The organism is Isoptericola croceus, from assembly GCF_029382255.1.
Classification (GTDB): Bacteria; Actinomycetota; Actinomycetes; order Actinomycetales; family Cellulomonadaceae; genus Isoptericola; species Isoptericola croceus.
Window position 1 is genome coordinate 77719 of the sequence record NZ_JARLLG010000002.1, and the last position, 25772, is coordinate 103490.

22 protein-coding genes, 1 pseudogene and 1 riboswitch are annotated in these 25772 nt (G+C 72.0%); of the genes and pseudogenes, 16 read left to right on the forward strand and 7 right to left on the reverse strand.

Annotation, left to right across the window (positions count from 1 at the left end; genetic code table 11):
* Window positions 1–12 precede the first annotated feature (12 nt).
* Both PZC42_RS06300 and PZC42_RS06305 read left to right on the forward strand, forming a co-directional pair.
* Window positions 13–1626: a DUF2142 domain-containing protein gene (locus PZC42_RS06300; RefSeq protein WP_277209361.1), complete on the forward strand. Its 1614-nt coding sequence runs from the start codon at window positions 13–15 to the stop codon at window positions 1624–1626.
* A gap of 50 nt (window positions 1627–1676) precedes the next feature.
* A complete protein-coding gene (locus PZC42_RS06305; RefSeq protein ID WP_277209362.1) occupies window positions 1677–2945 on the forward strand; it encodes an ATP-binding protein in 1269 nt (422 codons plus the stop codon).
* Window positions 2946–2998: 53 nt separating this feature from the next.
* On the opposite strand, the gene PZC42_RS06310 is transcribed toward PZC42_RS06305, so the two are convergent.
* Window positions 2999–3844 (reverse strand): RNA-guided endonuclease InsQ/TnpB family protein, encoded by an 846-nt coding sequence (locus tag PZC42_RS06310; RefSeq protein WP_277209363.1) that lies wholly within the window; start codon window positions 3842–3844, stop codon window positions 2999–3001.
* On the reverse strand, window positions 3841–4398 hold the full coding sequence (locus PZC42_RS06315) for a helix-turn-helix domain-containing protein (RefSeq protein WP_277209364.1): 558 nt from the start codon (window positions 4396–4398) through the stop codon (window positions 3841–3843). The genes PZC42_RS06310 and PZC42_RS06315 overlap by 4 nt, the downstream gene beginning before the upstream one ends.
* Before the next feature lie 126 nt (window positions 4399–4524).
* On the opposite strand from PZC42_RS06315, the gene PZC42_RS06320 reads away from it, so the two are divergent.
* The 9 genes and pseudogenes from PZC42_RS06320 (at window position 4525) to PZC42_RS06360 (ending at window position 14529) form a co-directional block, all read left to right on the forward strand.
* Complete coding sequence (locus PZC42_RS06320) at window positions 4525–4965, forward strand: transposase (protein WP_277209365.1); 441 nt, start codon at window positions 4525–4527, stop codon at window positions 4963–4965.
* Window positions 4966–5030: 65 nt separating this feature from the next.
* The gene (locus tag PZC42_RS06325) at window positions 5031–5987 is read left to right on the forward strand and encodes a glycosyltransferase family 2 protein (protein ID WP_277209366.1); all 957 of its coding nucleotides are present in this window, start codon (window positions 5031–5033) and stop codon (window positions 5985–5987) included.
* A 207-nt stretch (window positions 5988–6194) separates the two neighbouring features.
* Window positions 6195–6434: pseudogene (locus tag PZC42_RS22630) on the forward strand (AlbA family DNA-binding domain-containing protein); the annotation flags it as partial.
* A gap of 36 nt (window positions 6435–6470) precedes the next feature.
* A complete protein-coding gene (locus tag PZC42_RS06335) occupies window positions 6471–7832 on the forward strand; it encodes an ATP-binding protein (RefSeq protein ID WP_277209368.1) in 1362 nt (453 codons plus the stop codon).
* A complete protein-coding gene (locus PZC42_RS22510; RefSeq protein WP_277209369.1) occupies window positions 7829–8953 on the forward strand; it encodes a glycosyltransferase in 1125 nt (374 codons plus the stop codon). The genes PZC42_RS06335 and PZC42_RS22510 overlap by 4 nt, the downstream gene beginning before the upstream one ends.
* A complete protein-coding gene (locus tag PZC42_RS06345; protein ID WP_277209370.1) occupies window positions 8950–10647 on the forward strand; it encodes a class I SAM-dependent methyltransferase in 1698 nt (565 codons plus the stop codon). Before PZC42_RS22510 ends, PZC42_RS06345 begins: the two co-directional genes overlap by 4 nt.
* Window positions 10644–11396, forward strand: coding sequence for a class I SAM-dependent methyltransferase (locus PZC42_RS06350; RefSeq protein ID WP_277209371.1), 753 nt, complete (start codon window positions 10644–10646; stop codon window positions 11394–11396). The genes PZC42_RS06345 and PZC42_RS06350 overlap by 4 nt, the downstream gene beginning before the upstream one ends.
* A gap of 99 nt (window positions 11397–11495) precedes the next feature.
* Window positions 11496–12176, forward strand: coding sequence for a helix-turn-helix transcriptional regulator (locus PZC42_RS06355; protein ID WP_277209372.1), 681 nt, complete (start codon window positions 11496–11498; stop codon window positions 12174–12176).
* 76 nt (window positions 12177–12252) lie between these two features.
* Window positions 12253–14529 (forward strand): trypsin-like serine peptidase, encoded by a 2277-nt coding sequence (locus tag PZC42_RS06360; protein ID WP_277209373.1) that lies wholly within the window; start codon window positions 12253–12255, stop codon window positions 14527–14529.
* 69 nt (window positions 14530–14598) lie between these two features.
* Here PZC42_RS06360 and PZC42_RS06365 read toward each other — a convergent pair whose 3' ends face one another.
* The 3 genes from PZC42_RS06365 to PZC42_RS06375 are packed head-to-tail and all read right to left on the reverse strand — an operon-like array spanning window position 14599 to window position 18631.
* Window positions 14599–15600, reverse strand: a complete 1002-nt coding sequence (locus PZC42_RS06365; RefSeq protein WP_277209374.1) for an LCP family protein — start codon at window positions 15598–15600, stop codon at window positions 14599–14601.
* Window positions 15597–17243, reverse strand: a complete 1647-nt coding sequence (locus PZC42_RS06370; RefSeq protein ID WP_277209375.1) for a glycosyltransferase — start codon at window positions 17241–17243, stop codon at window positions 15597–15599. The genes PZC42_RS06365 and PZC42_RS06370 overlap by 4 nt, the downstream gene beginning before the upstream one ends.
* The gene (locus PZC42_RS06375; protein ID WP_277209376.1) at window positions 17240–18631 is read right to left on the reverse strand and encodes a glycosyltransferase family 4 protein; all 1392 of its coding nucleotides are present in this window, start codon (window positions 18629–18631) and stop codon (window positions 17240–17242) included. The genes PZC42_RS06370 and PZC42_RS06375 overlap by 4 nt, the downstream gene beginning before the upstream one ends.
* Before the next feature lie 152 nt (window positions 18632–18783).
* Between PZC42_RS06375 and PZC42_RS06380 the strand changes: the two genes are divergently transcribed.
* Genes PZC42_RS06380 through PZC42_RS06390 form a run of 3 tightly spaced genes read left to right on the forward strand, consistent with a single transcriptional unit; the run spans window position 18784 to window position 21660 of the window.
* Entirely contained in the window at window positions 18784–19881 is a 1098-nt protein-coding gene (locus tag PZC42_RS06380) for an LCP family protein (RefSeq protein ID WP_277209377.1), read from the forward strand.
* A gap of 58 nt (window positions 19882–19939) precedes the next feature.
* Window positions 19940–20365, forward strand: coding sequence for a MarR family winged helix-turn-helix transcriptional regulator (locus PZC42_RS06385; protein WP_277209378.1), 426 nt, complete (start codon window positions 19940–19942; stop codon window positions 20363–20365).
* Entirely contained in the window at window positions 20362–21660 is a 1299-nt protein-coding gene (locus PZC42_RS06390) for an MFS transporter (RefSeq protein WP_277209379.1), read from the forward strand. Before PZC42_RS06385 ends, PZC42_RS06390 begins: the two co-directional genes overlap by 4 nt.
* 84 nt (window positions 21661–21744) lie before the next feature.
* Here the strand turns inward: PZC42_RS06390 and PZC42_RS06395 are convergent, their stop codons facing one another.
* Together PZC42_RS06395 and serC are read right to left on the reverse strand one after the other, a co-directional pair.
* Window positions 21745–22521: an MHYT domain-containing protein gene (locus PZC42_RS06395; protein ID WP_277209380.1), complete on the reverse strand. Its 777-nt coding sequence runs from the start codon at window positions 22519–22521 to the stop codon at window positions 21745–21747.
* A 105-nt stretch (window positions 22522–22626) separates the two neighbouring features.
* On the reverse strand, window positions 22627–23754 hold the full coding sequence (gene serC, locus PZC42_RS06400; RefSeq protein WP_277209381.1) for a phosphoserine transaminase: 1128 nt from the start codon (window positions 23752–23754) through the stop codon (window positions 22627–22629).
* Window positions 23755–23857: 103 nt separating this feature from the next.
* Here serC and PZC42_RS06405 point away from each other — a divergent pair, with 103 nt between their 5' ends.
* Window positions 23858–24556, forward strand: coding sequence for an iron-dependent transcriptional repressor DtxR (locus PZC42_RS06405; protein ID WP_277209382.1), 699 nt, complete (start codon window positions 23858–23860; stop codon window positions 24554–24556).
* A gap of 151 nt (window positions 24557–24707) precedes the next feature.
* A riboswitch (cyclic di-AMP (ydaO/yuaA leader) is annotated at window positions 24708–24863 on the forward strand.
* Between the two features lie 2 nt (window positions 24864–24865).
* Window positions 24866–25645 carry a C40 family peptidase gene (locus tag PZC42_RS06410; RefSeq protein ID WP_277209383.1) on the forward strand — a complete coding sequence of 260 codons (780 nt, stop codon included), beginning with the start codon at window positions 24866–24868 and terminating at the stop codon, window positions 25643–25645.
* Window positions 25646–25772 lie beyond the last annotated feature (127 nt).

Here is a 25772-nt window from a genome sequence, read left to right on the forward strand (position 1 = left end):
GCATGCCACGACGTGACGCGTGACGCGCCCCGCGAGCGTGCCTACCGCCGTACCCTCGCCGTCCTGACGCTGGCCGTGGCCCTGTGGGCCGTGGTCTGGGCGGTGCTGACGCCCGGTTTCCGCTCGCCCGACGAGCAGAACCACCTCAACAGCGTCATCCGGGTCGCGTACGGCGGCGGCTGGCCGGCGCCGGGGGAGGCGCACTTCGCGCCGGTGTCCGAGCAGGCTGTCGTCGAGGCCGCCTACCCTGCCGACCTGCCCGGGCGCTGGCGGTACCGGCCGGACGAGACGCAGTTCGTCGAGCTCACGCCGGTCCCCGCCAACGAGCGGGTCCGCATCACCGCGGACAACGCGCTGCCCGCCTCGGGCACCAGCGCGACCGTCGACCAGATGACCCAGCACCCGCCCGCCTACTACGCCCTCGGCGCGGCGGTGCTGCACGCCACCGGCACCGTCGACGCCCGGTGGGACGTCGCGCTGCTGGCCCTGCGGCTGCTGGACGTGGCCCTGTTCGCGGCCACCGTGCCGCTCGCCGCGGCCACGGCACGCCGGCTGACGGGGTCGCGCTCGGCCGCGCTGGTCGCCGCGCCGTTCCCGATGCTCATCCCGCAGGTGGGGCACATCCTCGGCTCCGTCAACAACGATGCCCTCGTGGTGCTCGCCGGTGCGGGCGTCACCTACCTCGCCGCCCGTGTCGTCACCGGGGACCTGCGCTGGCGCATCGCGCTCGCGATCGGCCTGGTCCTCGGCATCGGCCTGCTCACCAAGGTGATGCTCGTCTTCGCCATCCCCACGGTGGTGCTCGCCTACCTGCTCGCTCCCGGCCCGCGCAGCCGTCCTCGCGCCGGGCCGACGGCGGCGGCCCGGAGCGTACGCGGCCTCGCCGCGCTGGCGCTCGCCTTCGCCGTCGGCGGCTGGTGGTGGGCGCGCAACTGGATCGTCGACGGGAGCGTGCAGCCGGTGGGGCTCCCGCGTGACTACTCCGGCATGACCCGCGTCCCGCGCGAGGAGGTGCTCTCCGACGCGATCGGGCGCACCGCCCAAGCGTTCTTCGGCAACCTGTCCTGGCTGGAGGTCCGGCTGCCCGGCGACCTGGTGGCGCTCGGCTCCACGGTGCTCGTCCTGGTCACGCTGGTCGCCGTGGCACTCCCCGGCGCGCGGCGCGGATCCGTGGCGGTCGCGCTGCTGCCCGTCGGCCTGGCGGGCGGGGTGGTCGTCAACGCGATCAGGAGCTGGTCCGAGTCGGGGGTGCTGGTCGCGCTCCAGGGCCGGTACGTCTTCGGCGGGCTGACGGCGCTCGCGGCACTCGTGGCCGTCGCAGTCTGGCAGGGGTGCCGCCGTCGGGAGCGCCGCACCGCGGTGGCCGTGCCCGCCGTCACGGCCGTGTCGGTGCTCGCCGCCGTGGCCGGACTCGTGTGGGCGTTCGGTGGGATGTACCGGGGGCCGGGGGAGCAGGTCGCGACCGCGTGGGAACGCTGGGCGGCGTGGAGCCCGCTGGGCGGCGCGGCGATCGTCGCCGTGCTGGTCGTCGCGGGGATCGGGATGGTGGCCGCCGTCGTGGTCGCCGTGCGCTGGGCCGTCTTCGCGGCGAGTGGTAGTGCGGCCGGTCGGCGAACGGTAGTCTAGGGAGTCGGCGAACGGTAGCGTATGGATCCGGCGAACGGTAGCGTAGGCAAATGGTCGCCTACCAGCCCCGTGTCGTCGATGAGCAGCTAGATGTCCTGCAGCCACATCTCGCGGCCATCTCTGTCCACGGACCCAAGGGTGTTGGCAAGACATCGACAGTGCGACGGCGGGCAAGCACGGTTCTGGCGCTGGACGACGAGCTCGAGCTCGAGAGGCTCCGGGCAGACCCGGCCGTGGTCACGCGCCTTCCTGGTCCGGTTCTCCTTGACGAGTGGCAGCGATACCCGGAGATCTGGGACAGGGTGCGGCGTGATGTCGACCGCGGTGCCGAGCCGGGCCGCTACCTCCTGACCGGAAGCTCGTCGCCCCGCGGCGCGACGGTGCACTCGGGTGCCGGGCGCATCGTCGGTATTCGGATGCGGCCGATGAGCCTGTTCGAGCGTCACATCGACACACCTCGCGTCAGCCTGGGGGAACTGCTCGGCGGGACGGCCGTCACCGAGGGCGAGACCACGGCGGATCTCGAGCTCTACGTGCGCGAGATCGTCGCCTCCGGATTCCCCGGTGTCCGCGCCGTGCCGTCACATGCCCGTGCCACCGTGCTCGACGCCTACGTGGAGACGATCGTCCAGCGAGAGTTCCCCGAACAGGGGTACGCCGTGCGGCGGCCCGCCACCCTGCTCGGATGGCTCGCGGCCTACGCCGCGGCGGAATCCTCCACCGCGAAGTACAACGAGATCCTCGATGCAGCGACTCCCGCACAGGGTGACAAGCCCGCGAAGACGACCACGATCACCTACCGTGACGTGCTGTCGTCCTTGTGGTTGCTCGATCCCACTCCGGCATGGATCCCGACCGGCAACGTCTTCAAGCGGCTCAGCCAGGCGCCGAAGCACCATCTTGCAGACCCCGCTCTGGCGGCGCACCTGCTCCAGCTCGACGAGGACTCGCTGTTGTCCGGGACCCGCACGCCCACACGGCCGTGGGGTGGCTCGATCCTCGGTGCCCTCTTCGAGTCGCTCGTCACGCTGGACGTCAAGGCATACGCGCCGTTGGCCGACGCGCGGGTCTACCACCTGCGGGATCGCAACGGAGACCACGAGGTGGACCTGATCGTGCAAGGGCGCGGCGGTCGCGTCGTCGCGATCGAGGTCAAGCTTGCTGCCTCGGTCCAGGACGCCGACGTGCGGCACCTGCACTGGCTCAAGGAGCGGCTCGGCGACGATCTGGTCGACATGGTCGTGGTGACGACCGGACGCCACGCCTACCGCCGTCCGGACGGCGTGGCCGTCGTCCCCGCCGCGTTGCTCGGCCCGTAAAGCGTGTCGAACAACCTCGGTGGGGTGTTCGGCACCGTCGTTCTCGGACGTCCCTATGGCGCGGTAGCGGTAAGGGTTCCCACGTCGTCCCGGCTGGTTTCGTCGGCGCGCGTGCGTCGGCCAGAGCCTTCCGGTCGGTGGGCGTTGGTGGCCCGGCCTCGTGCTTCGGGGTCCGGAACCTGGGAGAGGTAGTGATTCTCGCCCCAGGTGGCGAGGTTGACCGCGGCGTTCAGGTCGCGATCGATCTGGTGCCCGCATCCGTCGCAGACGAAGTCGCGGTCCGCGAGGGTGAGCGCCGCCACGAGGTGCCCGCAGGCGGAGCAGGTCTTGGACGACGGAAGCCACCGGTCCGCGATCAGGACGGTCCCGCCGCGCCAGGTCTGCTTGTAGGTGATCTGGCGGGCGAGCTGGCCCCATGCCGCATCGCTGATGGCCGCGGCGAGCCGGTGGTTGGCGAGCATGCCGGTGATGTTGAGGTCTTCGATCACGAGCCGGTCGTGGGTCTTGACCAACGCATTCGAGACTTGGTGCAGGAAGTGATGGCGGCGGGCACGGACCCGCTCATGATGACGGGCCAGCCGGCGGACCGCGGCCCGCCGCCTCGCGGAGCCCTCGACCTTGCGCGAGACGGCCTTGCCCAGCCGGCGGGTCACCGGCTGGGCGGTCCGCAGCGCCCTCGGCGCCGTGACGACTCGCAGGCTCTCCTCGCCGTCGTTGCGGCGCATGTGCTGGGCGGCGGGGTGCAAGTCCGCGGCCTCGACGTTCAGCGAGATCCGCCACCGCCCGCCGCGTCGCGTCACAGTCGCGAACAAGACCCTGGCCCGGCCCGTGGCGAGCAGGCGCCGCAAACCGCGGGTGTCGTCGTGAACCTTGATAGCTCCGATGCCGGGCAGGGTCACCGAGCGGGGCCTGCTTCCCCGAGACGGATCGTGGACCGCTCACCGGCCTTCGTCTTGGACGTCTTGTTCCGCATCCGGAACGAGCCCCGCTCGTGGTTCTTCTTCTTCAACCTCGGGTGCCCCACGGCCCGTCCGGCTCGCTTGCCGCGGCGTGAGTCGGTCCACGCCTTGAGGGCCTTGCCGAGATCGACGACCGCCTCCTCGAAGACCTGCGCGGAGACTTCGGAACGCCAGGCAAGGCCTGTGACGTCAACGTCCGTCTCGCCGACGGTGTTGACGACGAACCTGCGGCCGGCGTCGCCGGATTTCTTCCACGCGTTGAACGCGTTGATCAGGTCGAAGCCCGTCCATGGCACCGTCACCTGTGCCGCGTGGTCGTTGTCGCCGCTTGCGCCGCCGGCCGCTGCGGCGTCCTTGGACGCGTTGCGGGCATCAAGGTGCAGGCGCAGGCCCTGGTTGAACGCGAACCTCGCCGCGCCCTCGTGCCGGGCCAGCGCACGAGCCTGTTCTACGGACGGATCCGCTACGAACTGGAACGTCGTATGCCTGGCCACGACGAGCACGCTACCGGCGGCGACCGACACAACTGGGAACGTCGGTGCCTTCTCGCAAGATCGTGCGGGTGTGAGTGAGTGCTTCAGCCGCCGCCGGTACCCGTCCGACCTGTCTGACACGGCCTGGTGGCGCATCCGTCCGCACACAAGCACTTCACCCGGTGGACCAGGAACAAGCTGTGGCAGCGGATCCCGACCCTTCTGCGCGGTGAGGACCGCACCCAGATCGGGCGGGGCAAGACCCCGACCTGCTCGACAAGAACACGTGCACCACGGTGCGGCACGTGTGGGCCGACAAGGGGCTACACGGGCCAAGCACCCGCCTACGCCGCCGCCAGAGCGGGGATCGAGCTCAAGATCGTCACCGGCCCGAAACCCGCCGGCGGGTTCGTCGTCCAACCCCGCCGCTGGGTCGTCGAACGCACCAACGGCTGGATCAACCGACACCGCCGTCTGGTCCGCCAGTACGAGACCACCCTGACCGCCCACGAAGGCTTCGTCATGCTCTCCCAGATCCGGATCCTGCTACGCCGCCTCGACCGCCGACAGTTGTTCGACACGCTTTAGACTCGCGCAGTCAGCGCCTCCGCGCTGCCAGCCAGTGCCGCCGTCGTTCCCACCGAAGGGCCTCGATGAAGCTCGTCGTCCAGATCCCGTGCCTCGACGAGGCCGCCACCCTCCCGCTCGTGCTCGCCACGCTCCCGCGGGAGGTGCCCGGGTTCGACAGCGTGGAGGTCCTCGTCATCGACGACGGTTCCACCGACGGCACGGCCGAGGTCGCCCGGAACCTCGGCGTCGACCACGTGCTGCGCCACACGAGCACCATGGGCCTGGCCCGCTCGTTCCGCGACGGCGTCGACCACGCGCTGGCCCACGGGGCCGACGTCGTGGTCAACACCGACGGCGACAACCAGTACCCGTCCGAGCGCATCGCCGACCTTGTGGCGCCGATCCTCACCGGTGAGGCCGACGTCGTGGTCGGGGACCGGCAGACCGCCACCATCGAGCACTTCTCGCCGTTCAAGAAGCGGATGCAGCGCGTGGGCAGCCGGGTCGTCAGCGCGGCGGCGAAGGCGAGCCTGCCCGACGCCGCGAGCGGGTTCCGCGCCTACTCCCGGCACGCGCTGCTGCGGCTCAACGTGGTGACCCAGTTCAGCTACACGATGGAGACCATCATCCAGGCCGGCAACAAGGGCCTCCGAATCGTCTCGGTGCCGGTCGTCACCAACCCCAAGACCCGTGAGTCGCGGCTGTTCCGCAACATCTGGCAGCACATGGGCCGGTCGGCGCGTGCGATCGTGCGCAGCTGGATCATGTTCCGCCCGCACCTGGTGTTCCTCACGCTCGGCCTGCTGTTCTTCCTCGCCTCCGCCGTGCCGGCGGTGCGGTTCCTCGTGTTCTTCGCCCAGGGCGAGGGCGGGGGACACGTGCAGTCGCTCGTGTTCGCCGCCGCGATGCTCGTCGGCGCCCTGCTGTGCCTCGCCCTGCTGGTCATCGCCGACCTGCTGCGCACCAACCGCACCCTGCTCGAGGACTCCCTCGAACGGCTCAAGAAGCTGCAGTACGGGCCGGACCATGACGCCCACTGAGCGGCATCATCGTTAGCGAGGCAATGACGAAGTTAACGACTATGCTAACGAAGATGTTGATGACGATGCAGGTCAGGTTGGGTCGGTGTCGTGACGGACGATGAGCTCAAGGACATCGTCGCGCGACTTCGTGCTGTCGGAGACGACGCCGCCGACATCGAGGCGAAGACTGCGCGCACCGCACTGCCGAAGAGCGTTCGGGAGACGGTGTCGGCCTTCCAGAACACCCATGGTGGGGTACTCGTCCTGGGCCTGAACGAGAAGAGTGGGTTCGAGGCGACCGGGGTCGACGAACCAGCAAGGATCTGCGCCGATCTCGCCTCGCTGTGTGCGCAGGAGATGGAACCTCCGGTGCGCCCCCTCATTGCGACCCACCTGTTCGAGGGGCAGCAGCTCGTCATCGCCGAGATCCCGGAACTGGACGCCGCCCAGCGTCCGTCGTACTACAAGGGTGCTGGGATGAACCGTGGGAGCTTCGTCCGGGTGAGCGACGGTGATCAGCACCTGACGAGCTACGAGGTTCAACTGATGCTGGCCGCTCGCGGCCAACCGGTCGACGACGAGCAGCCGGTCATGTCAGCCGACCTTGACGATCTGGATATCGAGCTTGTCGGGGCGTACATCGCAAGGATCCGCCGGGACCGTCCGCGCGTCTTCGGTGAGGCAAGCGACGAGACCGTCCTGCGACGCACGGGCGTGGTCACCCCGACGGAGGCCGGGCCACGTCCGACACTCGCCGGACTACTTGCGCTGGGTTCCTACCCGCAGCAGTACTTTCCCCAGGTCTCGCTCACCTTCGTCCGGTACCCCTCCGCGGACGGCCCCGGTGCCGACGGCATCCGGTTTCTGGACAACGTCCATGTTGAGGGGCCCGTCCCGCTCATGGTGCGCGACGCTCTGGCTGCGATCCGATCCAACATGGCGCGGCGTGCAATCGTCACCGGGGCGGGCCGGACCGATGTGTGGGAGTACCCGGAGATCGCGCTTCGAGAGGCGATCACGAATGCACTTGCCCACCGTGATCTCTCGCCGGTCAGCCTGGGGACGCAGGTGCAGGTGGAGATGTACCCCGACCGGATCGTCGTCAGGAATCCCGGTGGGCTGTTCGGCCCGGTCGGGCTCGACCGTCTCGGCGGGGACGACCTCGTGTCGTCGGCACGGAACGCGCGGCTGATGAAGATCCTTGAAGACGTCGAGCTACCTGGCCTCGGCACAGTGTGCGAGAACCGAGGGTCCGGCATTCGTGACATGCGCATCGCCCTGAGGAATGCCGGGATGCGCCCTCCCGAGCTGACCGACCGAATCTCCACCTTCTCCGTGACGCTCGGCAACCATGCGCTCGTCAGTGACGATGTCGTCGCCTGGATCCGCAGCCTCGGCCAGGATGGTCTGACCGAGTCCCAGATCATTGCGCTGGCGATCCTGCGCAGTGGCCAGTCGCTCGACAACCTCACCTATCGAACGGCGACCAGCATCGACAGTCGCGTCGCGACGTCGGAGCTCGGGGACCTCGTTGCCCGGGGGATCGTCGAGCAGAGTGGCAGTCGGCGTTGGGCTACCTACAACCTTGTCGATGAACCGGCGAGACTCTCGCTGCCCTCACGTGCTCCGCGCCAGCGAGCCGACAGGCGTGCCGAGATCCTTCGCGCCATCGGCGACGGGGAGTTGTCTCGAGCCCAGATCACGGAGCGAACAGGGCTGTCGCCGGGGATCGTGACCCGTTGGCTTCGCCGGCTCCGGGACTCGGGGGACGTCGAGACCGTGGGGGGCGGGCCGCGTAGTCCGAACATCACCTACCGCAGGGTGCGCGCCGGCCAGTCATCCGACAGGGGGCGGGACGAGTGATCGTCGCGTTCGGTACCTACGACGCCGCCCGGCACCCCCGCGCCGGGATCCTCACCGCCGGGCTGCGCGCCCACGGGTACGCGGTGACCGAGCTGAACCACCCCCTCGGGTTCAGCACTGCCGAGCGTGTCCGCATGCTCCGCCAGCCGTGGCGCCTGCCGCTGCTGCTGATCCGCCTGCTGACCTGCTGGGCGCTGCTGGTGCGTGACGACCTCGCCCACCGCCGCGCGCACGGCGCCCCCGACGCGCTGCTGGTGGGCTACCTCGGCCACTTCGACGTGGTCCTCGCCCGGCTGCTGCACCCGCGCACCACCGTGGTGCTCGACCACCTCGTCTTCGCCGCCGACACCGCCGCCGACCGCGGTGCCCGCGGCCTGCGCGTGCGCCTGCTGCGCGGCCTGGACCGCCTCGCGTGCGCGTGCGCCGACGTCGTCGTCCTCGACACCGCCGAGCACCGCGCGATGCTCCGCGACCCCGCGCGCGGCGTGGTGGTGGCCGTCGGTGCCCCGGACGCCTGGTTTGCCACGACGCCCGCGCCCGACGGCGGCACCCTGACCGCCGAGGACCCGTTGCGGGTGGTGTTCTTCGGTCTGTTCACGCCGCTGCAGGGTGCCACGGTGCTGGCCGAGGCGCTCGCGGCCGCCCTGCCCCGCGCCGCCGCGGCCGGCCGGCCCCTCGAGGCCACCCTGGCCGGTTCCGGGCAGGACCACGCGGCCGCCCGGGCGGTGCTCGACGGCGTCCCGGGCGTGCGATGGATCGACTGGGTCGAGCCCGACGCGCTGCCAGGGCTGGTCGCGGCCCACGACGTCTGCCTCGGCATCTTCTCCGACACCCCGAAAGGGCTGCGGGTGGTGCCCAACAAGGTGTTCCAGGGCCTCGCCGCCGGGTGCGTCGTCGTCACCTCCGACACCCCGCCGCAGCGCCGGCTGCTCGGCGAGCACCTCGAGCTCGTCCCGCCCGCCGACCCGGCGGCGCTCGCCGACCGGCTGCTGGAGCTCACCGATCCCGACCGGCTCGCCGCCGCCCGGGCCCGCGCCGGGGATGCCGTCGAGCAGATCCGGCCCGCCGCCGTCGTCGGCCCGCTCCGGGTGGCGCTCGCCGCCCGCGGGGTGCGGCCGTGACGGGGGCGAAGGTCGCACCTGCCCGGCTGCTCGGGGTGGTGCGCTCACCCTGGGTGCGGTGGGGGTTCCTTGTCCTCGCGCTCGGGCTGGCCGTCTACGCGGTGGTCGCCGTGCGCGCCGACCTCCTCGATGCCGCCCGCGCGCTGTCCGCCGCACGACTCGCGGCGGCGCTCGTGGCCTCCCTGCTCTTCGTCGTCGCGACGCTGATGTCCTGGCGGGCCGTCCTGGCGGACCTCGGATCGCGGCTCGACGCGCGCTCCGCCGTCGCGGTGTTCGGCATCAGCCAGCTCGGCAAGTACCTGCCGGGGGGAGTGTGGAACATCGTCGCGGCCGCCGAGGTCGGCGCCGACCACGGCGTACCCCGCCGCCGCACCATGACCGCCACGGCCGTCGCCACCGGCGTCGGCGTCGTCTCGGGGGCGGTCGTCGGTGCCGCCGCGCTGCCGTTCCTCGCGGCGGACGCGCTCGGTCCCTGGGCCTGGACGCTGTGGGTGCTGCCCGCCGTCGTCGTCCTGCTGCTCCCGCCCGTGCTCAACCGGCTGCTCGCCGCCGCCCTGCGGTTCGCGCGCCGCGCACCCCTGGAGCACCCGCTGTCGTGGCGCGGACTCGCCGCGGCCGCCGCGTGGGCCGTGCTCGGCTGGATGTGCGTGGGCGCCCAGGTGTGGTTGCTCGCGACCGGGCTCGGCATGGCCACCGGGGTGCGGACGCTCGCGCTCGCCGTCGGCGGCTACGCGCTGGCCTGGATGGTCGGGTTCCTGCTCGTGGTCGTCCCCGCCGGGGCCGGCGCGCGCGAACTCGTGCTGCTCGGGGTCCTGGCCGGCACCCTGCCGCACGCCGAGCTGCTCCTGGTGGTGCTGGTCAGCCGCGTCCTGGTGACGCTGGCCGACCTGGCCCTCGCCGGGGCCGGGGCGCTCGTGCGCCGCGCGCCCGCCCCACCGCTCGCGCCGCGCGCCCGGCTGCGCTGGGACGTCGTGCGCCGCGCGCTGCCCCGGCGCCGCGCGCGGGTGCTGGAGGTCGGCTGCGGTCAGGGAGCTGTGGGCGCCCGGATCGCCGCACGCCACGACTACACGGCCGTCGAGCTGGACGAGACCACCTGGGCGGTCGCGGTGGCTCGTGTCGGCAGGGCGGCCCCGGGGGCGCGGGTGCTGCGCGGCGACCTCTCCGCCCTGGGTGAGGACGAACGGTTCGACGTCGTGTGCGCGTTCGAGGTGATCGAGCACCTCGACGACGACGTCGCGGCGCTCGCCGAGTGGGTCGCCCGGGTACGCCCCGGCGGCGAGCTGCTGCTCTCCACCCCGGCCTGGCCCGGTCGCTTCGGCCCCTGGGACACCCTGGCGGGGCACTACCGCCGCTACGACCCCGCCGACCTGCACCGGATGCTCACCGACGCCGGGCTCACCGACGTCGACGTCCGCCTCTACGACGCCCCGATCGGCTACCTCCTCGAGGCGGTGCGCAACCGCGTGGCGCGCCGTCGGGCGGGGGACCGGATCGAGGCGGACCCGGCCGGGCAGACCGCCGGCAGCGGACGCGTCCTGCAACCCACGTCGCCCGTGACGGGGGCGCTCGTGACCGCTGCGGTCTGGCCGTTCTGCCTGCTGCAGCGGGCGCTCCCCCGCCACGGGACCGGCATCGTCGCCCGCGGGCGACGACCCGTGCCGCACCCAGACACTCGGCACCCGGAGGAGACATGACGACCGCCCCACCCCTGACCCTGTTCGGCTCCCTGCGCTGGGACGTGGTGCGGCGGGTGTTCCCGACGGCACCCAGCCGGGTGCTCGAGATCGGCTGCGGCCAGGGCGCCGTGGGCGTCCGGCTCGCTGCTGCCGGGCACGACTACACCGGGGTCGAGCTCGACGCCGCCAGCGCCGAGGTCGCCAGGGCGCGGTTCGCCGACGCCGGGCTCCCGGGCCGCGTGGTGCACGGCGACGCGCTCCGGGTCGACGCCGGGGACGGGTTCGACGTCCTGTGCGCGTTCGAGGTGCTCGAGCACCTTCAGGACGACGCCGCAGCGCTGGCCTCGTGGTTGCCGCTCGTCCGGCCCGGCGGCCTGGTGCTCGTCTCCACCCCCGCGTGGCAGGTGCGCTACGGCCCGATGGACGCCGCCGTCGGGCACCACCGCCGCTACGAGCCAGCCCAGATGCGGGCACTGCTGCAGGCGGCCGGGTTGACCGACGTCGGCGGGCGGCTCTACGGCGCACCGCTCGGGTACGCGCTGGAGGCGGTGCGCAACCGGGTGGCCCGCCGTCGGCTCGACGACGACGGGACGACGACGGCGGAGCGCACCGCGCGCTCCGGGCGCCTGTTCCAGCCGTCGTCGGCCGTCGCGGGGGCCGGTGTGGCGGTCGCGACCTGGCCGTTCCGCGTCATGCAGCGGCCGTTGCCGCGGATCGGGCCGGCGCTGGTCGCGTGGGGGCGGACACCGTCGGGCACCACCGGCTGAGCCCGTGCGCCTCTGAGCCCGTGCGCCCTCGGCGAGTCGCTGCCGCCAGGTGGGGCCTCCCGGTTGCCGAGGGGCGTGCGCCGTGTCATGAGACATGGCATGGACGATGCGCGACGAGCGGTGACCCTGGTCACTCCGGAGAACGCGACCCTGGGCCACGCTCTGGGGGCCGCGTTGACCAGCCGTGGCTGGGCGGTCCACGAGGTGCGGTCCGACGGCATCCTGCACGACCTCGGTCCACACGCCCTGGTCGTCCTCGTGGAGGACGACCAGGGCCGCTGCCCGCCGCGGCAGCCGGTGGTCGGCACGCTGCGCAGGGTGATCGGTATCGGTTCCGTCCGGTCGCTGCCGGTCCTGGAGAGGATGCAACGTCACGGAGCCGTGGTGCTCAACCAGGCGGCGCCGATGCTGACCCTGCTCCACCACGTCGAGACGGCCGTGACCCGGCCGCTCTCCAGCGAGGAGATCGTGACGGCCGCAGCACTGCGTCGTCGAGTCGTCGAGAACGAGTGCCTGACCCTGCTCACCGCGGCCGAGGACGCCGTCCTGCGCGCGATGCTGGCCGGCGCCGGTGCCGTCCAGATCGGCGTGCACAGGCACCTGTCGATCCACACGGTCCGCAGCCACATCAAGGGGGTGCTCGCCAAGCTGGACGTGCGTTCCCAGCTCGAGGCGGTCGCCGTCGCACGCCGTGCCGGGCGCATGGACTGGCTCTTCGACGCCACGGTGAGGTTCACCAATTCTGGTGAAGACGATCGCCTGGGCGTCCGTGCAGGGTAGGAGGCACGGCTCGGAGGTCGACGGGAGCAGGGGGTCGGCGGTTTTCCGGGCACCACCTCGACGAGGAGAGCACGCCATGCGTCAGGATCAGAAGAACGCGCCCACCACCCTGCTGAACACCACCGTGGTGGGCCAGCCGTGGCAGGACGCCTACCAGGTCGGCGTCGGTGTCGACGCCGTCACCGGCCAGCTGCGCAGCACGGCGATCGCCAAGCCGGAGCTGCGCCCCAGCAAGAACCAGAAGACCGAGTACACCTACACGCTCGTGGAGTCCCAGGAGAAGTTCGAGCAGATGCTCGAGGCCACCGCCAAGGGCTCCTACAACCTCGAGGGCGTGCAGCTGTCCGCGAGCACCTCGTTCCTCGACAAGGTCGCGGTCTCCGAGCTGGCCGTGACCATCGTCGCCCAGCTCGCGGTCGAGGACAGCGAGTACTCCCTCGCCCCCGAGTACCGTCTCGACGTCGAGCCGGGCCCCGACTTCCGCGCACGCCACGGCGACTACTTCGTCGCCGGGTACCGCGCCGGGTCCTCGCTCCACGCGATCTACCAGTGCCGGTTCACCTCCACCGAGCAGCGACAGGAGTTCTCGGCGGCGTTCTCCGCCGAGGTGCCCGACGTCCTCTCCGCCGAGGGCAGCGTGAAGTTCCAGCAGGTCGCCAGCAGGACCGGTGCCCGGGTGAACGTCGAGGTCTCGGTCGACGGCGTCCGGGGCACGCTGCCCTCGCCGGCCGACGGGTGGACGCCGGGGACGATCCTGACCGACGTGATCCCCTGGTTCAACAAGAACCTCGAACCGGTCCACCGGGAGAGCTACCTCGCGCACTACCGGATGATCGACCCCTCGATCTCCGCCGAGGTGCCCATCGCGCCGGCCGTGTTCGCCGACCTCAGCTACCTCTACAGCAAGTTCTGGCTCGCCAGGACCCGGGCCAAGACGTGCCCCGCCTTCGGGCGGCGGCTCGTCACCGACCGGTTCCTGCGGCTGCAGGTCGACCTCGAGGCGCACCAGGCGTCCCTCGCGACGGACCCGGAGACGCTGGCGAAGGTCACGGCCGACGTGCGCGAGCTCCTGGCGACGCTCGACGAGATCGACAACCGCCAGGCCTTCTACTCCCAGGTCGTCAAGGCCGCCGCCACGGAGCCGTCGGAGGGCCAGCGCATCGACGCGGACAACGGCACCGTGCGCTGGGGGTACGGGTTCCAGCAGGGCACCAGCCCGGGCGTGGTGGTGTCCAGCGCCACGGACAGCTACTCCGCCGACGACAAGGCCTTCGGGTGGCGCGAGCACGGGTTCACCTACCGCGACACCGCGCGGGTGGTCGTCGGGTGGGAGGTGATCTGCGGTCGCAACGAGAACGGCGGTGACTGGGAGAAGCGCAGCGACCGCATCATCGGCCGCGACGGCGGCACGGTGTGGGTCAAGAGCGACTACTGGCGCGGGTGCTCCTGGACCGTGGTCTGGTACACGGTCGAGGCGAACCTCTACCCCGTCGGGCCGTGGACGGCCGACGCCGTCCACGACTCCGGGTTCACGGTCGCCGAGGCACCGGCCACCCAGGCCGTCGAGGAGTACTGGACCCCCGACCGGATGCGGGAAGCGGTCCCGCTTGACCGCTCGACCACCGAGGGCGGCTCGATGCTCGCCCCCCGGACCGGCGGCACCGAGCCGTCCGAGCCGAGCGTCGAGGAGGTCGCGGCGTCGACGTCCCCGGTGGCGGACCCGACCTCGTACCCGGCGCGCACCGTCGGCAAGCTCTTCTTCACCATGGGCGGGACGGCGCACGTCGCCTCGGGAGTGGTCGTGCACCGCCAGGGGATCATGACGGCCGCGCACTGCCTCGTCATGGAGCACGAGGCGCAGAACCTGTGCTTCGTGCCCGCCTACGACGACGGAGCGGCGCCGTTCGGTCACTGGGCCGTGCCCGTCTACGCCTGGCCGGACGAGTGGCGGCGGTCCCAGACCTCGGCCGACGACCTCGGCTTCGGCCGCGTCGCGCCCCGGCAGGACGGCAGGGAGATCGGCGATGTCGTGGGCTGGGTGGGTCTGACCCTGCGGCCGGACGTCCAGAGCTGGGACGACGTGGGCTACCCCGCCGAGCCGTCCACCCGCTACCCGTTCGACGGCCAGCGTCAGTGGCAGAGCCTGGGGCCGCGGCTCGAGCCGCCCGCGCCGCGCGTCGTCGCGAAGGCCGACGACCTGACGGCCGGCGGCAGCGGCGGCCCGTGGTTCACGCCTGACGACTCCGCCATGGTCAACGGGGTGTTCAGCCGGTACAACGTCTCGCAGCGTGCGGTGCACGGTCCGGAGTTCGGAGGGTGGGTGCTCACGTTCTTCCACCACGTGTTCGGCTGAGCCGACGCCAGCGCGGCAGCTCCGCAGGCCCCGCCGGACAGTGCGGCCGGGCCTGCTGAGCTGCCGCGCTCAGGGCGCGTAGTCGGTGCCGAACTCCTCGACGTACTCGTCGACGGTGTCGGTGCGCAGCGCCTCGCCCAGCGCAGCCGTCTGCGCCTCGTCGACCAGGTTCACCGACGCCCCGCCACGGGTGCCGAACCCGGTGATCGGCACCATGAGCCCCACCATGTCCTCCCGTCCCAGCTCGGCGGCCATCGGGACCAGGTCGACGAAGTCGGGCAGCTCGAGGTCGCCCGTCACCTTGACGTTGCCGTGCATCAGCGCCGCCAGGTCGGCCACCGCCGCCGGGTCGTCCGCATGCTCCGCGAGGCCGTCCAGCATGCCGATCACCGTGGCCCGCTGGCGCTCCGTGCGGTCCAGGTCCCCCAGGGGGAGCCGCTTGCGCTCGCGGACGTAGATCAGGCCGTCGGTGTTCTCCAGCGTGATGCGGCCCTCCGGGAAGTCCACCACCCGGCCCGTGGACAGCACCGTCACCGTGGAGTGGTGCTTGTTGTCCACCTCGATCCCGCCGAGCGCACGCGTGAGGTTGATGAAGCCGTTGAAGTTCGTCTGCACCACGTCGTCCACCTCGATGCCGCCCAGCAGCTCCGAGACCGTGTCGACGAGCGCCTGCGTCCCGCCCCGGGCGAAGGCCGCGTTGATCTTGCCCTGGCCCATCCCCGGGATGTCCACCCACATGTCGCGCGTGAACGACACCAGGTAGAGCTGCTCGCGGTCGGCCGGGACGTGCAGCAGCATGATCGTGTCCGCGTTGCCGGACAACGAGTCCTCGTCGCGCGAGTCGGTGCCGATCAGCAGGATGTCGCGTGGTCCCTCGCCCAGCGGATCCACCGCCTCCGGTGACGGGGAGGGCGCGGCGGACTTCGCCGTCGGTTCGACCGACCCGGTCACGGTCTGCGTGGGGGTGGGTCCGGGCGCGGGCGGGGCGCTCGGCGAGCACGCGGCCAGGGTCAGCGCCCCCGCGGTCACGAGGACGGCGGCGCGCGCACGGTGCGGCACGGTCCGGGTCATCGGCTGTCCTTCCGGTTCGTCGTGGCGGCCGGGCTCGCGGGGGCTGCGGTACCGGACGCTGCGGCGTAGACGGTGTCGTACCGTGCCACCAGGCGCGACCATGTCCGATCGGCCGCCACGTCCCGGCCGGCCGCGACGAGGTCGTCGCGCCGGGCACGATCGTCGAGCAGCCCGCCGACGGCGTCGACCCACGCCGTGTGGTCGTCCGCCGGCACGAGCAGCGCGGCCGGAGCGCCGCCGTCGAGCGGCGAGCAGGCCTCGCGCAGCGCCGGCAGGTCGCTCGCCACCACCGGCCGGCGTGTCGCCATCGCCTCGACCGGCTTCAGCGGGGTCACCAGGCTGGTGACGGGGTGAGGGCGTCGCGGGACGAGCACGACGTCGAGGGCTGCGAGGTACGTGCGGGCGACGTCGCGCGGGACGCGGCCCGGCAGGAGCACGTGCTCGGCGATCCCGAGCTCGGCAGCGAGGCGCAGCAGCCCGGGGCGTGCGACGCCGTCGCCCACCACCAGGGCGGAGACGTCCGTGCCGCCGTCGCGCAGCGTCGCGACCGTGCGCAGGATCGTGTCGGCACCCTCGTAGCCGACCAGCGAGCTCACCGTGCCGATCACCCGCGGCGCCGTGCGCAGGCCCAGCATGGTGCGCGCCTGCGCGGGCGACGGGACCGCGGCGTCGAGCAGCTCGTCGTCCACGGCGTTCGGCACCACGGTGATCCGCCCGGACGGCACGCCGCGCGCGATCAGCTCCTTGCGCATCGTCGTGCTGAGCGTGACCACCTGGTCCGCCGCCAGCGCGAGCTCGGTCTCCTTGGCCCGTACCAGCGCGTACCGCTCGGACCGTGTCGCCGCCTCCCGTTCGGCGGCGGTGGCGTGCGAGGCCGCCCACGTCTCCTCCGGCAGGCCGCGCACCTCGTACACCCAGGGAAGGCCCGCGCGCTCCGCCGCGGCACGAACAGTCTCGCCCGTGGTCCAGGGTGTCGTCGCATGCAGGATGTCGGGGCGGTTCCGGGCGAGCACGTCGGTGAGTAGTGCTGCTTCGGCTGCGGCCCGGCGGTGGTGGTCGGCCGGCCAGGACCGCGGCAGCAGCCGGTCGTAGCGGACGCCGTCGACGGTGTCCGTCCGGCGGGCACCCAGCGCTCCGATCGTCAGGGGGTAGCCCGCCCGGGTCGTCGCGGTGACCTGATGTCCCGCCGCTCGCAGCGCGGTGAGGATCGCGTGGGTCCGCAGCGTGTAGCCACTCTGGGTGTGGGGGAGCGAGTTCGTCAGGTGGTGATGGACCGCGACCTGGTGCGTGGGTCCGGCAGCCCTCGGGGCGCCGACCCGGGCCGTCGAGGTGCGGATCGGGTCGAGGGTGCCGATCTGCCCCAGGAGGGCCGCGCGCACCCGGCGCCCGGTCCGGCTCCGAGGCACGCACGCGCGGACCGTCGTGACGTCGCCGGCGGCCCATGCGGCGCGCAGGCGTCCCGCCTCGCCGCGGGTGCCGTCGCCGACCACGCGCTCCACCCAGGGCACCACGGACGCGCTCGTCCTGGCGGGCAGGCGACGTGCCGCCTGCAGGACGAGCCACGCGGGGTCGGTCGTCAGGGCCCGCACCATGTAGGAGGTCGTGAAGCGGACGTGGTGCGCGAGCTCGGCGGCGCGGGTCACCCGGCCGGCTTTCCGGCCGGTTCTGCGGCCGGCCGCACGGTGCCGGCCGACGACGCAGCCCGCGCGGGTGCCGGCGCCTCGGACCGTGTGGCGTACGTCGGGCCCCTGGGTACCAGGAGGTGGTCGACGAGCTGGACGTACCGTCGGCCGAGCTCGTCGTCGTCGGCGTTGGCGGCCACCCAGGCGGCCGCCGCGGGGGAGACGTCCGGGACGGCTCCGTCACGCACCCAGCCGCTCCACAGGTCCGCCAGCATCGCGACGTCGCCCGGTGGCACGACCGAACCGGCGCCGGTCGAGGCGACCAGCTCCGCCGACTCTCCGGCGACGCAGGCTGTGACGAGCCGGCCGGAGGCCATCGCCTCGTACAGCTTGGACGGGACCGTCCACTCCAGCGGGCGCCAGTCCCGCAGGGACACCAGGACGGTGTCGGCCCAGCGGTACAGGGAACGGACCTCGTCGGCGGGCACCGATCCGCCGAAGTCCACCGGGGCGTCGAGCTGCGCGGCCAGCAGCCTGAGCGGCTCCACCTCCACACCCGACCCCACGACCCGTACCTCGACGGGGCAGCCACGGCGCCGCATCTCGGCGGCAGCCCGCACCACCGTCTCCAGGTCCTGGGCGCGGCCGACCGTCCCCGCGTACGCGACGCGCAGCGGGCGGTCGGCGAGCGGTCGGGGGCCCGCGGCCGGGGCGGTCTCCGCGTCCGCAGGGGTGAACGAGGTGCCGTTGCGCACCACGGCGACCTCGCGCACACCGCGCGTGCGGAGAACCTCCGCGAAGGTCTCGGTGGTGGTCACGACCGCGTCCGCGCGCCGCTGCAGACGGCTCACCGACCGGTGCACCAACCACCGGACGAGGTCCAGGACGCGAGCCCTCGCAGAGCTACCGGCAGCGAACAGGCCCGCCGGTTCGATGAGATCCGGCCAGGCGTCGCGCATCTCGACCACGAACTTCGCCCCCATCACGCGGGAGAGCACCCAGGCCGCGAACATCGAGGGGATGCCGGGCACGGTGCCCACCACGACGTCGGGTCGCAGGCTCGGACGGCGGAGGACGCGCAGCCCCAGGTACAGCGAGCTCCAGGCGGTGACGGCCTGGTCGAGCGACCGGGACCGCAGCCGTGGGGAGTGCTCGCGGAAGCGGGTTCGCACGATGCGCTCGCCGTGGCGGCCCCTGCTGAGGCGGCCAGGGCGGTACTCCGGCAGGTCCTCGGCGAGGCGTCCGGCCGGGTAGTGCGGGGGAGGAGCCAGCACCGAGACGTCCACCCCGGCGTCGATGAGCCGGGGTGCCAGGGCGTCCCAGCGGCGCTGCGGGGCGCCGCGCTCGGGGGCGTAGTGGTGGGTCACCAGCAGGAGCCGTCGTCGTGCGGCCGACGTCGTGCCGTGCATTCTCGCTCCCGGTGGGTTCGCGGTGCGCGCCGATGCGCAGGCTCCGACGGACGCGCTCTTGTCGATGTTAGGGGCAACCCCGCACGAATTCCCCTCGACACCTCCGTGCCGCTCGACTGGCCCGTTCGCGTGGGAGACCTAAGATGCGAATCGTGACCTCATCGCCGTCGACCGGTCCACTCGTGCCAGGGCTACCTGACGAGCCCTCGCACCGGCAAGGCCGCAGCGGCCGCCGCATGGGCTCCACCGCCAAGGCACTCGTCGTCGTCGGCACGCTGGTGGTGCTGCTCGCCGGTGCGGCGTTCGGAGGGCTGTGGTGGTTCCAGCAGCGGCTGGACGCCAACATCGAGAAGCTCGGCGACCCCTTCGCCGGCCTCCCGGACCGCCCCGCGCCCGCCCCGGCGGACGAGGAGGCCGAGGCCCAGGACGTCAACTTTCTCGTGCTCGGCTCTGACTCGCGCATCTCGGCAGGCGATCCGTCCCAGTGGGAGGCGGGAGCGCAGCGCACCGATGCGATCATGCTGGTGCACCTGCCCGCGGAGCGGGACTCCGCCGTGGTCGTCTCGATCCCGCGCGACTCGTGGGTGCCGGTCCCGGGCCACGGGCACGCCAAGATCAACGCGGCCTTCTCCTACGGTGGTCCGCCGCTGATGATCCAGACGGTCGAGGACCTCACCGGCGTGCACGTCGACCACTTCGTGGTGACCGACTTCGAGGCGTTCACGAGCATGACGGACGCCCTGGGCGGCGTGCAGATCACCGTGCCGAACGACATCGGCGACGGCAACGACGTGTTCTTCGAGGCGGGCAAGCACACGATGGACGGCGAAGCGGCGCTGGAGTACACGCGGCAGCGCTATGGGCTGGCCAACGGTGACTTCGGGCGCGTGCAGCGGCAGCAGAACTGGATGCGGGCGATCCTCGGCAAGGTCAACAACAACCGCAGCGACATCGTGACCATGGCCAGGTTCTTCGAGACGGTCAGCGAGTCCGTCGCGGCCGACGACGCACTGACCATCGACGAGATGCGGAGGCTGTTCGAGAGCGCACGCGACGTCTCGACCAACGACGTGGCGTTCATGACCGCTCCGTACGAGGGGACCGGGCGATCCTCCGACGGCCAGTCGATCGTGGTGCTGAACGAAGACCCGTTCGACCGGCTCATGGATGCCATCGCGTCCGGCGAGGCGGCGGAGTTCCTCGGGGAGCACGGCGAGGAGCTCGAGCTGCTGCCCGCCACCGTCCCGTAGCGGCGGTGTCAGGCACCTCACATTTCATTGCGTGAGGTAATGACCTAAAGTAAGAACAGTGACCACCGACCCCGCCGAGCTGAGCAGCGACCTCCGCGTCGCCCTCACCCGTGCCGCGCGCCGCCTGCGGACCCAGCGCGGCGAGGCGGACCTGCCCGAGGGACAGTTCGGGGTCCTCGCCGTCCTTCACCGGCACGGGGAGATGAGCCCCGGGGCGCTCGCCGAGCACGAACGCGTCCGCCCGCCGGCGATGACCCGAGCGGTCACGACGCTGGCCGAGCTCGGCCTCGTCGAGAAGGCTGACCACCCCACGGACAAGCGCCAGGTCGTGGTGCGCCTCACCGACGCCGGGCGTCACGAGATCGCCGAGACCCGCCGTCGTCGGGACGCCTGGCTGACCTGCCGCCTCGAGGAGCTCGAGCCCGACGAGCGGGCCACGCTCGCCGCCGCCACCGAGATCCTCGCGAAGATGGCGGCTGGATGAGCACCACCTTCTCCTCCCTGCGCTACCCCAACTACCGCCTCTGGTTCGGTGCCGCCCTCGTGGCCAACGTGGGCACCTGGATGCAGCGCGTGGCTCAGGACTGGCTGGTGCTCACCGATCTCACCGACGACTCCGGCGTGGCCCTCGGCGTCACCACCGCCCTGCAGTTCCTGCCGCTGCTGCTGCTCGGACCGTGGGCAGGCCTGCTCGCGGACCGGTTGCCCCGCCGTCGGCTCCTGATGATCACCCAGGGTGCGATGGGCGTGCTCGCGCTCGGCCTCGGCGTGCTCGTGCTCTCGGGCAACGCGCAGCTCTGGCAGGTGTACGCGTTCGCCCTCGGGCTCGGTGTCGTCACCGCCTTCGACAACCCGGTGCGGCAGACGTTCGTCGCCGAGCTGGTCCCTCCCGAGCGCCTCGCCAACGCCGTCGGCCTGAACTCCGCGTCCTTCAACGCGGCTCGACTCGTGGGCCCGGGCGTCGCCGGGCTGCTGATCGCCGCCGTCGGCTCCGGCTGGGTGTTCGTCATCAACGGCGCCACCTTTGCCGCCACGATCGCTGCCGTCGCCCTGATGAAGGCCGAGGCGACGTGGGCGCGCGAGCCGACGCCCCGCGGCAAGGGGCAGATCCGCGAGGGCCTGCGCTACGTGCGGGGCCGGAGCGACATCGTCGTGATCATGGTCGTCATGGCCGTCGTCTCCACGTTCGGGCTGAACTTCCAGCTCACGTCCGCCATGATGGCGCGCGTCGAGTTCGAGCGCGGCGCCGGAGAGTTCGGGCTGCTCGGCTCCGTGCTGGCGATCGGGTCGCTGACGGGCGCCCTGCTGGCGGCCCGCCGCGACCGCCCCCGCGTGCGGCTCGTGATCGGCGCGGCGTTCGCGTTCGCGGTGGCGTCGGCGGTCATGGCCCTCATGCCCACGTTCCCGTCGTTCGTGGTGGCGTGCATCCCCGTCGGGCTCGCGTCGCTGACCATGATGACCGCAGCCAACTCCACCATCCAGACCTCGACCGACCCGGCCATGCGGGGCCGCGTCATGTCGCTCTACATGATGGTCTTCCTCGGGGCGACACCGATCGGGTCGCCCGTCGTGGGGTGGGTCGGCGAGACCTTCGGGCCACGGTGGGCGATCCTCATCGGGTCGATCGCCACGCTCGTCGTCGCGCTCGGCGCCACGGCGTGGGCCGTGCGGAGCTGGCGGCTCAGGGTGCGCTACCGGCTGCTGCGCCGGCCCCACCTCGAGGTGGTCTACCTCGACGCGCCGCCCACCACCGACCGGGAGCATGCCCGCGCCGCGTGACCGGGCGTTGCCGGACACCCGGTCAAACCTGGCCGAACCTGGCCGGGTGGCGGGAAGGGCGTGGGCCGGTGACGCCCGGCCGCTTCAGACGTGCGGGACGCTGAGGCGGTCGGCGATCTCCTGCCGCTCGCGCATCTCGTCCTCCGTCGGCCACATGAGCACCACGAAGATCAGCCCGATCGTCACGAGGAACACCCCCGCGATGAGCGGTCCGAGCAGCTCCAGCGCCGTGGTGCCGCCGGGTGCGTCCGTCATCGGCCCGGTCATGTGCATGGCCGCCATGCCCGTGTAGTGCATGCCGGAGACCGCTGCGGCCATCACCAGCGCGGCCACCGTGGCCAGCAGCCAGCCCTTGACGTGCACGCAGAGCCACAGCGCGGCCGTGCCGGCGACGACGGCGATGACCAGCGACGTCGCGACGAGCAAGGTGTCGTAGTGGATCTCGCCGCTCATCACCATGGCGGCCATCCCGAGGTAGTGCATGCTCGCCACGCCCAGGCCCACCACGACCCCGCCGGCGAGCAGGAAGATGGCGCGGTCCCCGAGGAACCCGACCAGGAAGAGTCCGATCGTCACCACGAGCATCGACAGCAGGGCCGAGGCGATCGTCAGGGGGACGTCGTAGTGGATCGGCATGTCGTGGACGGTGAAGCCGAGCATGGCGATGAAGTGCATGACCCACACGCCTGTCCCGCCGATCGACACGGCGCCGATCAGCAACCAGACGCTCTTGGCCGCCGCGGTGGAGGTGGCGCGGGCGCGCGAGGTCGCGGACAACCCGGTGAGGCAGCCGATGAACGAGGCGACGTATCCCGCGAGAGGGGTCAGCATCCCGTACGTGAAGTGGTCCATCTCCGGCATGTGCCAGCCCCTTTGCTCTCATGTCGGCTTTGTAACTTTCGCCGGAATGTTAACAGCGGGCGGGTGAAATCGCCTCGGGAGCGGGTGAAATCCCGCCATACGGCCTCAGGTGAGTTCGCCGACTACGTACTCTACGCACTCGGTGAGCGCGGCGACATCGTCCGGCTCGACCGAGGGGAACATCCCGACCCGGATCTGGTTGCGGCCGAGCTTGCGGTACGGAAACACGTCGAGCACCCCGTTGTCCCGCAGGTGCCCGACGACGGCGCTCGCGTCGACCCGCTCGTCCAGGTCGATCGTCCCGACCACCGCCGACCGTTCCACGGGGTCGGTGACGAACGGAGACGCCCACTCGCAGCCCTCCGCCCAGCCGTAGAGGATCTCCGCCGAGGACGCGCAGCGCCGGCTCGACCACTCCAGCCCGCCCTGCCCGAGCATCCACTCGACCTGATCGGCGAGCATCACCAGGGTCCCGACCGCCGGCGTGTTGAGCGTCTGGTCCTGCCGCGAGTTCGCCAAAGCCGTCGTCAACGACAGGAACTCGGGCACCCAGCGGTCGCCGCCGGAGGCCTCCACCTCAGCGGCCCGCGCGATCGCGGCCGGGCTGCACAGCGCCAGCCACAGCCCGCCGTCGGACCCGAAGGCCTTCTGCGGGCCGAAGTAGTAGACGTCCGTCTCGCGCAGGTCGACCGGCAGGGCGCCCGCGCCCGATGTCGCGTCCGTCAGCACGAGCTGGTCGGTCCCGGTCGGGCGGCGCACCGGTGCCATCGCGCCCGTCGAGGTCTCGTTGTGGGGCGTGGCGTAGACGTCCACGGTGTCCGACGGCGTGAGGTACGCGACGCTCCCCGCCGCGGCCTCGACCACCTCCGGCGCCGCCAGGAAGGGTGCGCGGCGGGTGGCCGCGGCGAACTTGGCGCCGAACTCGCCGAACGTCGCGTGCTGTGCCCGCTCGCGGACGAGGCTCGCCGCGGCGACCTCCCAGAACGCCGTCGAACCGCCGTTGCCGAGCACCACCTCGTAGCCGTCGGGAAGGTCGAAGAGATCGGCGAGCCCTCCCCGCACGCGACGGACCAGGTCCTTGACCGGAGGCTGGCGGTGCGAGGTGCCCAGGACGGGCCGCGCCGGGTCGCCGGCGTCCCGCAGGGCCAGGACCTGGGGGGTGCGGACCTTCGACGGGCCGGAGCCGAACCTGCCGTCCGACGGCAGCATCGACGAGGGGATCTGGACGGTCATGGTGACTCCGTGGCTCGCATGGTGGATCGTCCGCACGCGCAGGGACGCCGGAACGGTGACGTGTGCGAATAGACTAGGCCCGGGCCTCAAGACGGGAGTGGACGTGACCGACCTGATCGACACCACCGAGATGTATCTGAAGACGATCTACGAGCTGGGCGAGGAGGGCATCACGCCGCTCCGCGCGCGGATCGCGGAACGCCTCGGGCACTCGGGGCCGACGGTCTCCCAGACGATCGCCCGGATGGAGCGCGACGGGCTGGTGGTCGTCACGGGCGACCGCCACCTCGAGCTCACCGACGACGGCAGTGCGAAGGCGACGCGCGTCATGCGCAAGCACCGGCTGGCCGAGCGGCTCCTCACCGACGTCATCAAGCTCGACTGGGAGCACGTCCACAACGAGGCGTGTCGCTGGGAGCACGTGATGAGCGACCTCGTCGAGCGCCGCCTCGTCACCCTCCTGGACCACCCGCACCACGACCCCTACGGCAACCCGATCCCCGGGCTGTCCGAGCTGGGCGAGCAGTACGAGGACGTGCCGTTCCTCGAGGGTGTGCAGTCGCTGCCGGCGTTCCTGCGGGGCGGGGCCGAGGACGTGTCGATCGTGCTCCAGCGGATCGCCGAGCCGGTCCAGGTCGACGACGAGTTCCTCGCCCGGCTCGCGAACGTCGGGCTCGTGCCGGGTGCGCGGATCGAGGCGCGCACGCTGGGCGACTACTACGCCGTGCAGGCCGCAGGGGCCGACGAGGGCCTCGAGCTGCCCGACGACCTCGCCAAGCACCTGTTCGTGGCGGCCCGCTGAGCGGGTGCGGCAGCTCGCACGTGCCGCGTCGCCCGCACCGTGACCGGAGCGTGACATCGACCGCTGGTTCCGGTACGGTCAGACTCGCTCGCGGGAGGCTCCTCCGGCGAGTGCCGGGACGGACGCCTAACCCTGCCGCCGCCCCGGTTCCCACGGACGACCGCCAGGCAGGAGCGGGGGACCCACTTTCGGGCATCGGAGACGGTGTCCTTGGGGTGAAGCCGGACAGGACCACGGTCCTGGACGGCCGGGTGATTTCTCCCACCCGAACCCGACAGCTGACCTCGTAGGCGAACGGAGAGGTTGAACGTGACTGCTCGCACCACGCGTGGCAAGCACCGTGCCGCACGCCGTCCGATGCTGGTGCCGTCCGCGGCTGCTGGTCGTCGGGCCGCCGTCGTGGCCACTGCCGGTGGCCTGCTCGTGTCGACGATCGGTGGCGCCACCGCGGCGCACGCCGCTCCGGTCGACAGCGACGCGGCGAAGAAGCTCAGCACCGTTGATCTCGGCGCGCTGACCGACCAGGCCCGTACGGCGCTGGAGGCGGCACCCGTCATCACCGTCGACGCCGACGCCAAGGTCTCCGTCGAGAGGGTCACCCCCAAGATCGTCGCGAAGGCCGAGATCAAGGCCGCGCCCGAGCCGGAGGCCGTCCGCGAGGTCGCCCCGTCGCGTTCCGGCGAGCGCACCGCGATCGGCAGCTCCTCCGCGAGCACGGAGTCCGCCGCGACGCCCGCCGCCGCGCCGGCCTCGGCCAAGGGGTCGACCATCGTCTCGATCGCCTCGCGCTACGTGGGTGTTCCGTACGTCTCCGGTGGCTCGACGCCGTCGGGCTTCGACTGCTCGGGCTTCACCTCCTACGTCTACGCGCAGGCCGGCATCTCGCTGCCGCGTTCCTCCTCGGCGCAGCGTTACGCCGGGACGGTCGTCTCGCGTGCGGACGCACAGCCGGGCGACATCATCTGGACCCCGGGCCACATCGGCATCTATGCCGGTGGCAACACGCAGATCGACGCCCCTCGTCCGGGCAAGACGATCCAGTTCCGGAACATCTGGCAGTCGAACCCCACGTTCATCCGCGTGGGCTGACTCCTACCACCATCCGTCCAACGCCCTGTCGCGCGAGATGCGCGGCAGGGCGTTGTCGCGTCCGTGGCCCGCTGAGACCTGCCGACGCCCCGAGAGGGTGTTCCCCGCGGGCCGTCTACCCGGGCCT

Bases quoted from the DNA above. Each gene is read 5' to 3' on its own strand.
- PZC42_RS06305 (WP_277209362.1), top strand. From the start codon at position 1,677: ATGGTCGCCTACCAGCCCCGTGTCGTCGATGAGCAGCTAGATGTCCTG.
- PZC42_RS06325 (WP_277209366.1), top strand. From the start codon at position 5,031: ATGAAGCTCGTCGTCCAGATCCCGTGCCTCGACGAGGCCGCCACCCTC.
- PZC42_RS06350 (WP_277209371.1), top strand. From the start codon at position 10,644: ATGACGACCGCCCCACCCCTGACCCTGTTCGGCTCCCTGCGCTGGGAC.
- PZC42_RS06355 (WP_277209372.1), top strand. From the start codon at position 11,496: ATGGACGATGCGCGACGAGCGGTGACCCTGGTCACTCCGGAGAACGCG.
- PZC42_RS06360 (WP_277209373.1), top strand. From the start codon at position 12,253: ATGCGTCAGGATCAGAAGAACGCGCCCACCACCCTGCTGAACACCACC.
- PZC42_RS06365 (WP_277209374.1), bottom strand. From the start codon at position 15,600: ATGACCCGGACCGTGCCGCACCGTGCGCGCGCCGCCGTCCTCGTGACC.
- PZC42_RS06375 (WP_277209376.1), bottom strand. From the start codon at position 18,631: ATGCACGGCACGACGTCGGCCGCACGACGACGGCTCCTGCTGGTGACC.
- PZC42_RS06390 (WP_277209379.1), top strand. From the start codon at position 20,362: ATGAGCACCACCTTCTCCTCCCTGCGCTACCCCAACTACCGCCTCTGG.
- PZC42_RS06395 (WP_277209380.1), bottom strand. From the start codon at position 22,521: ATGCCGGAGATGGACCACTTCACGTACGGGATGCTGACCCCTCTCGCG.
- serC (WP_277209381.1), bottom strand. From the start codon at position 23,754: ATGACCGTCCAGATCCCCTCGTCGATGCTGCCGTCGGACGGCAGGTTC.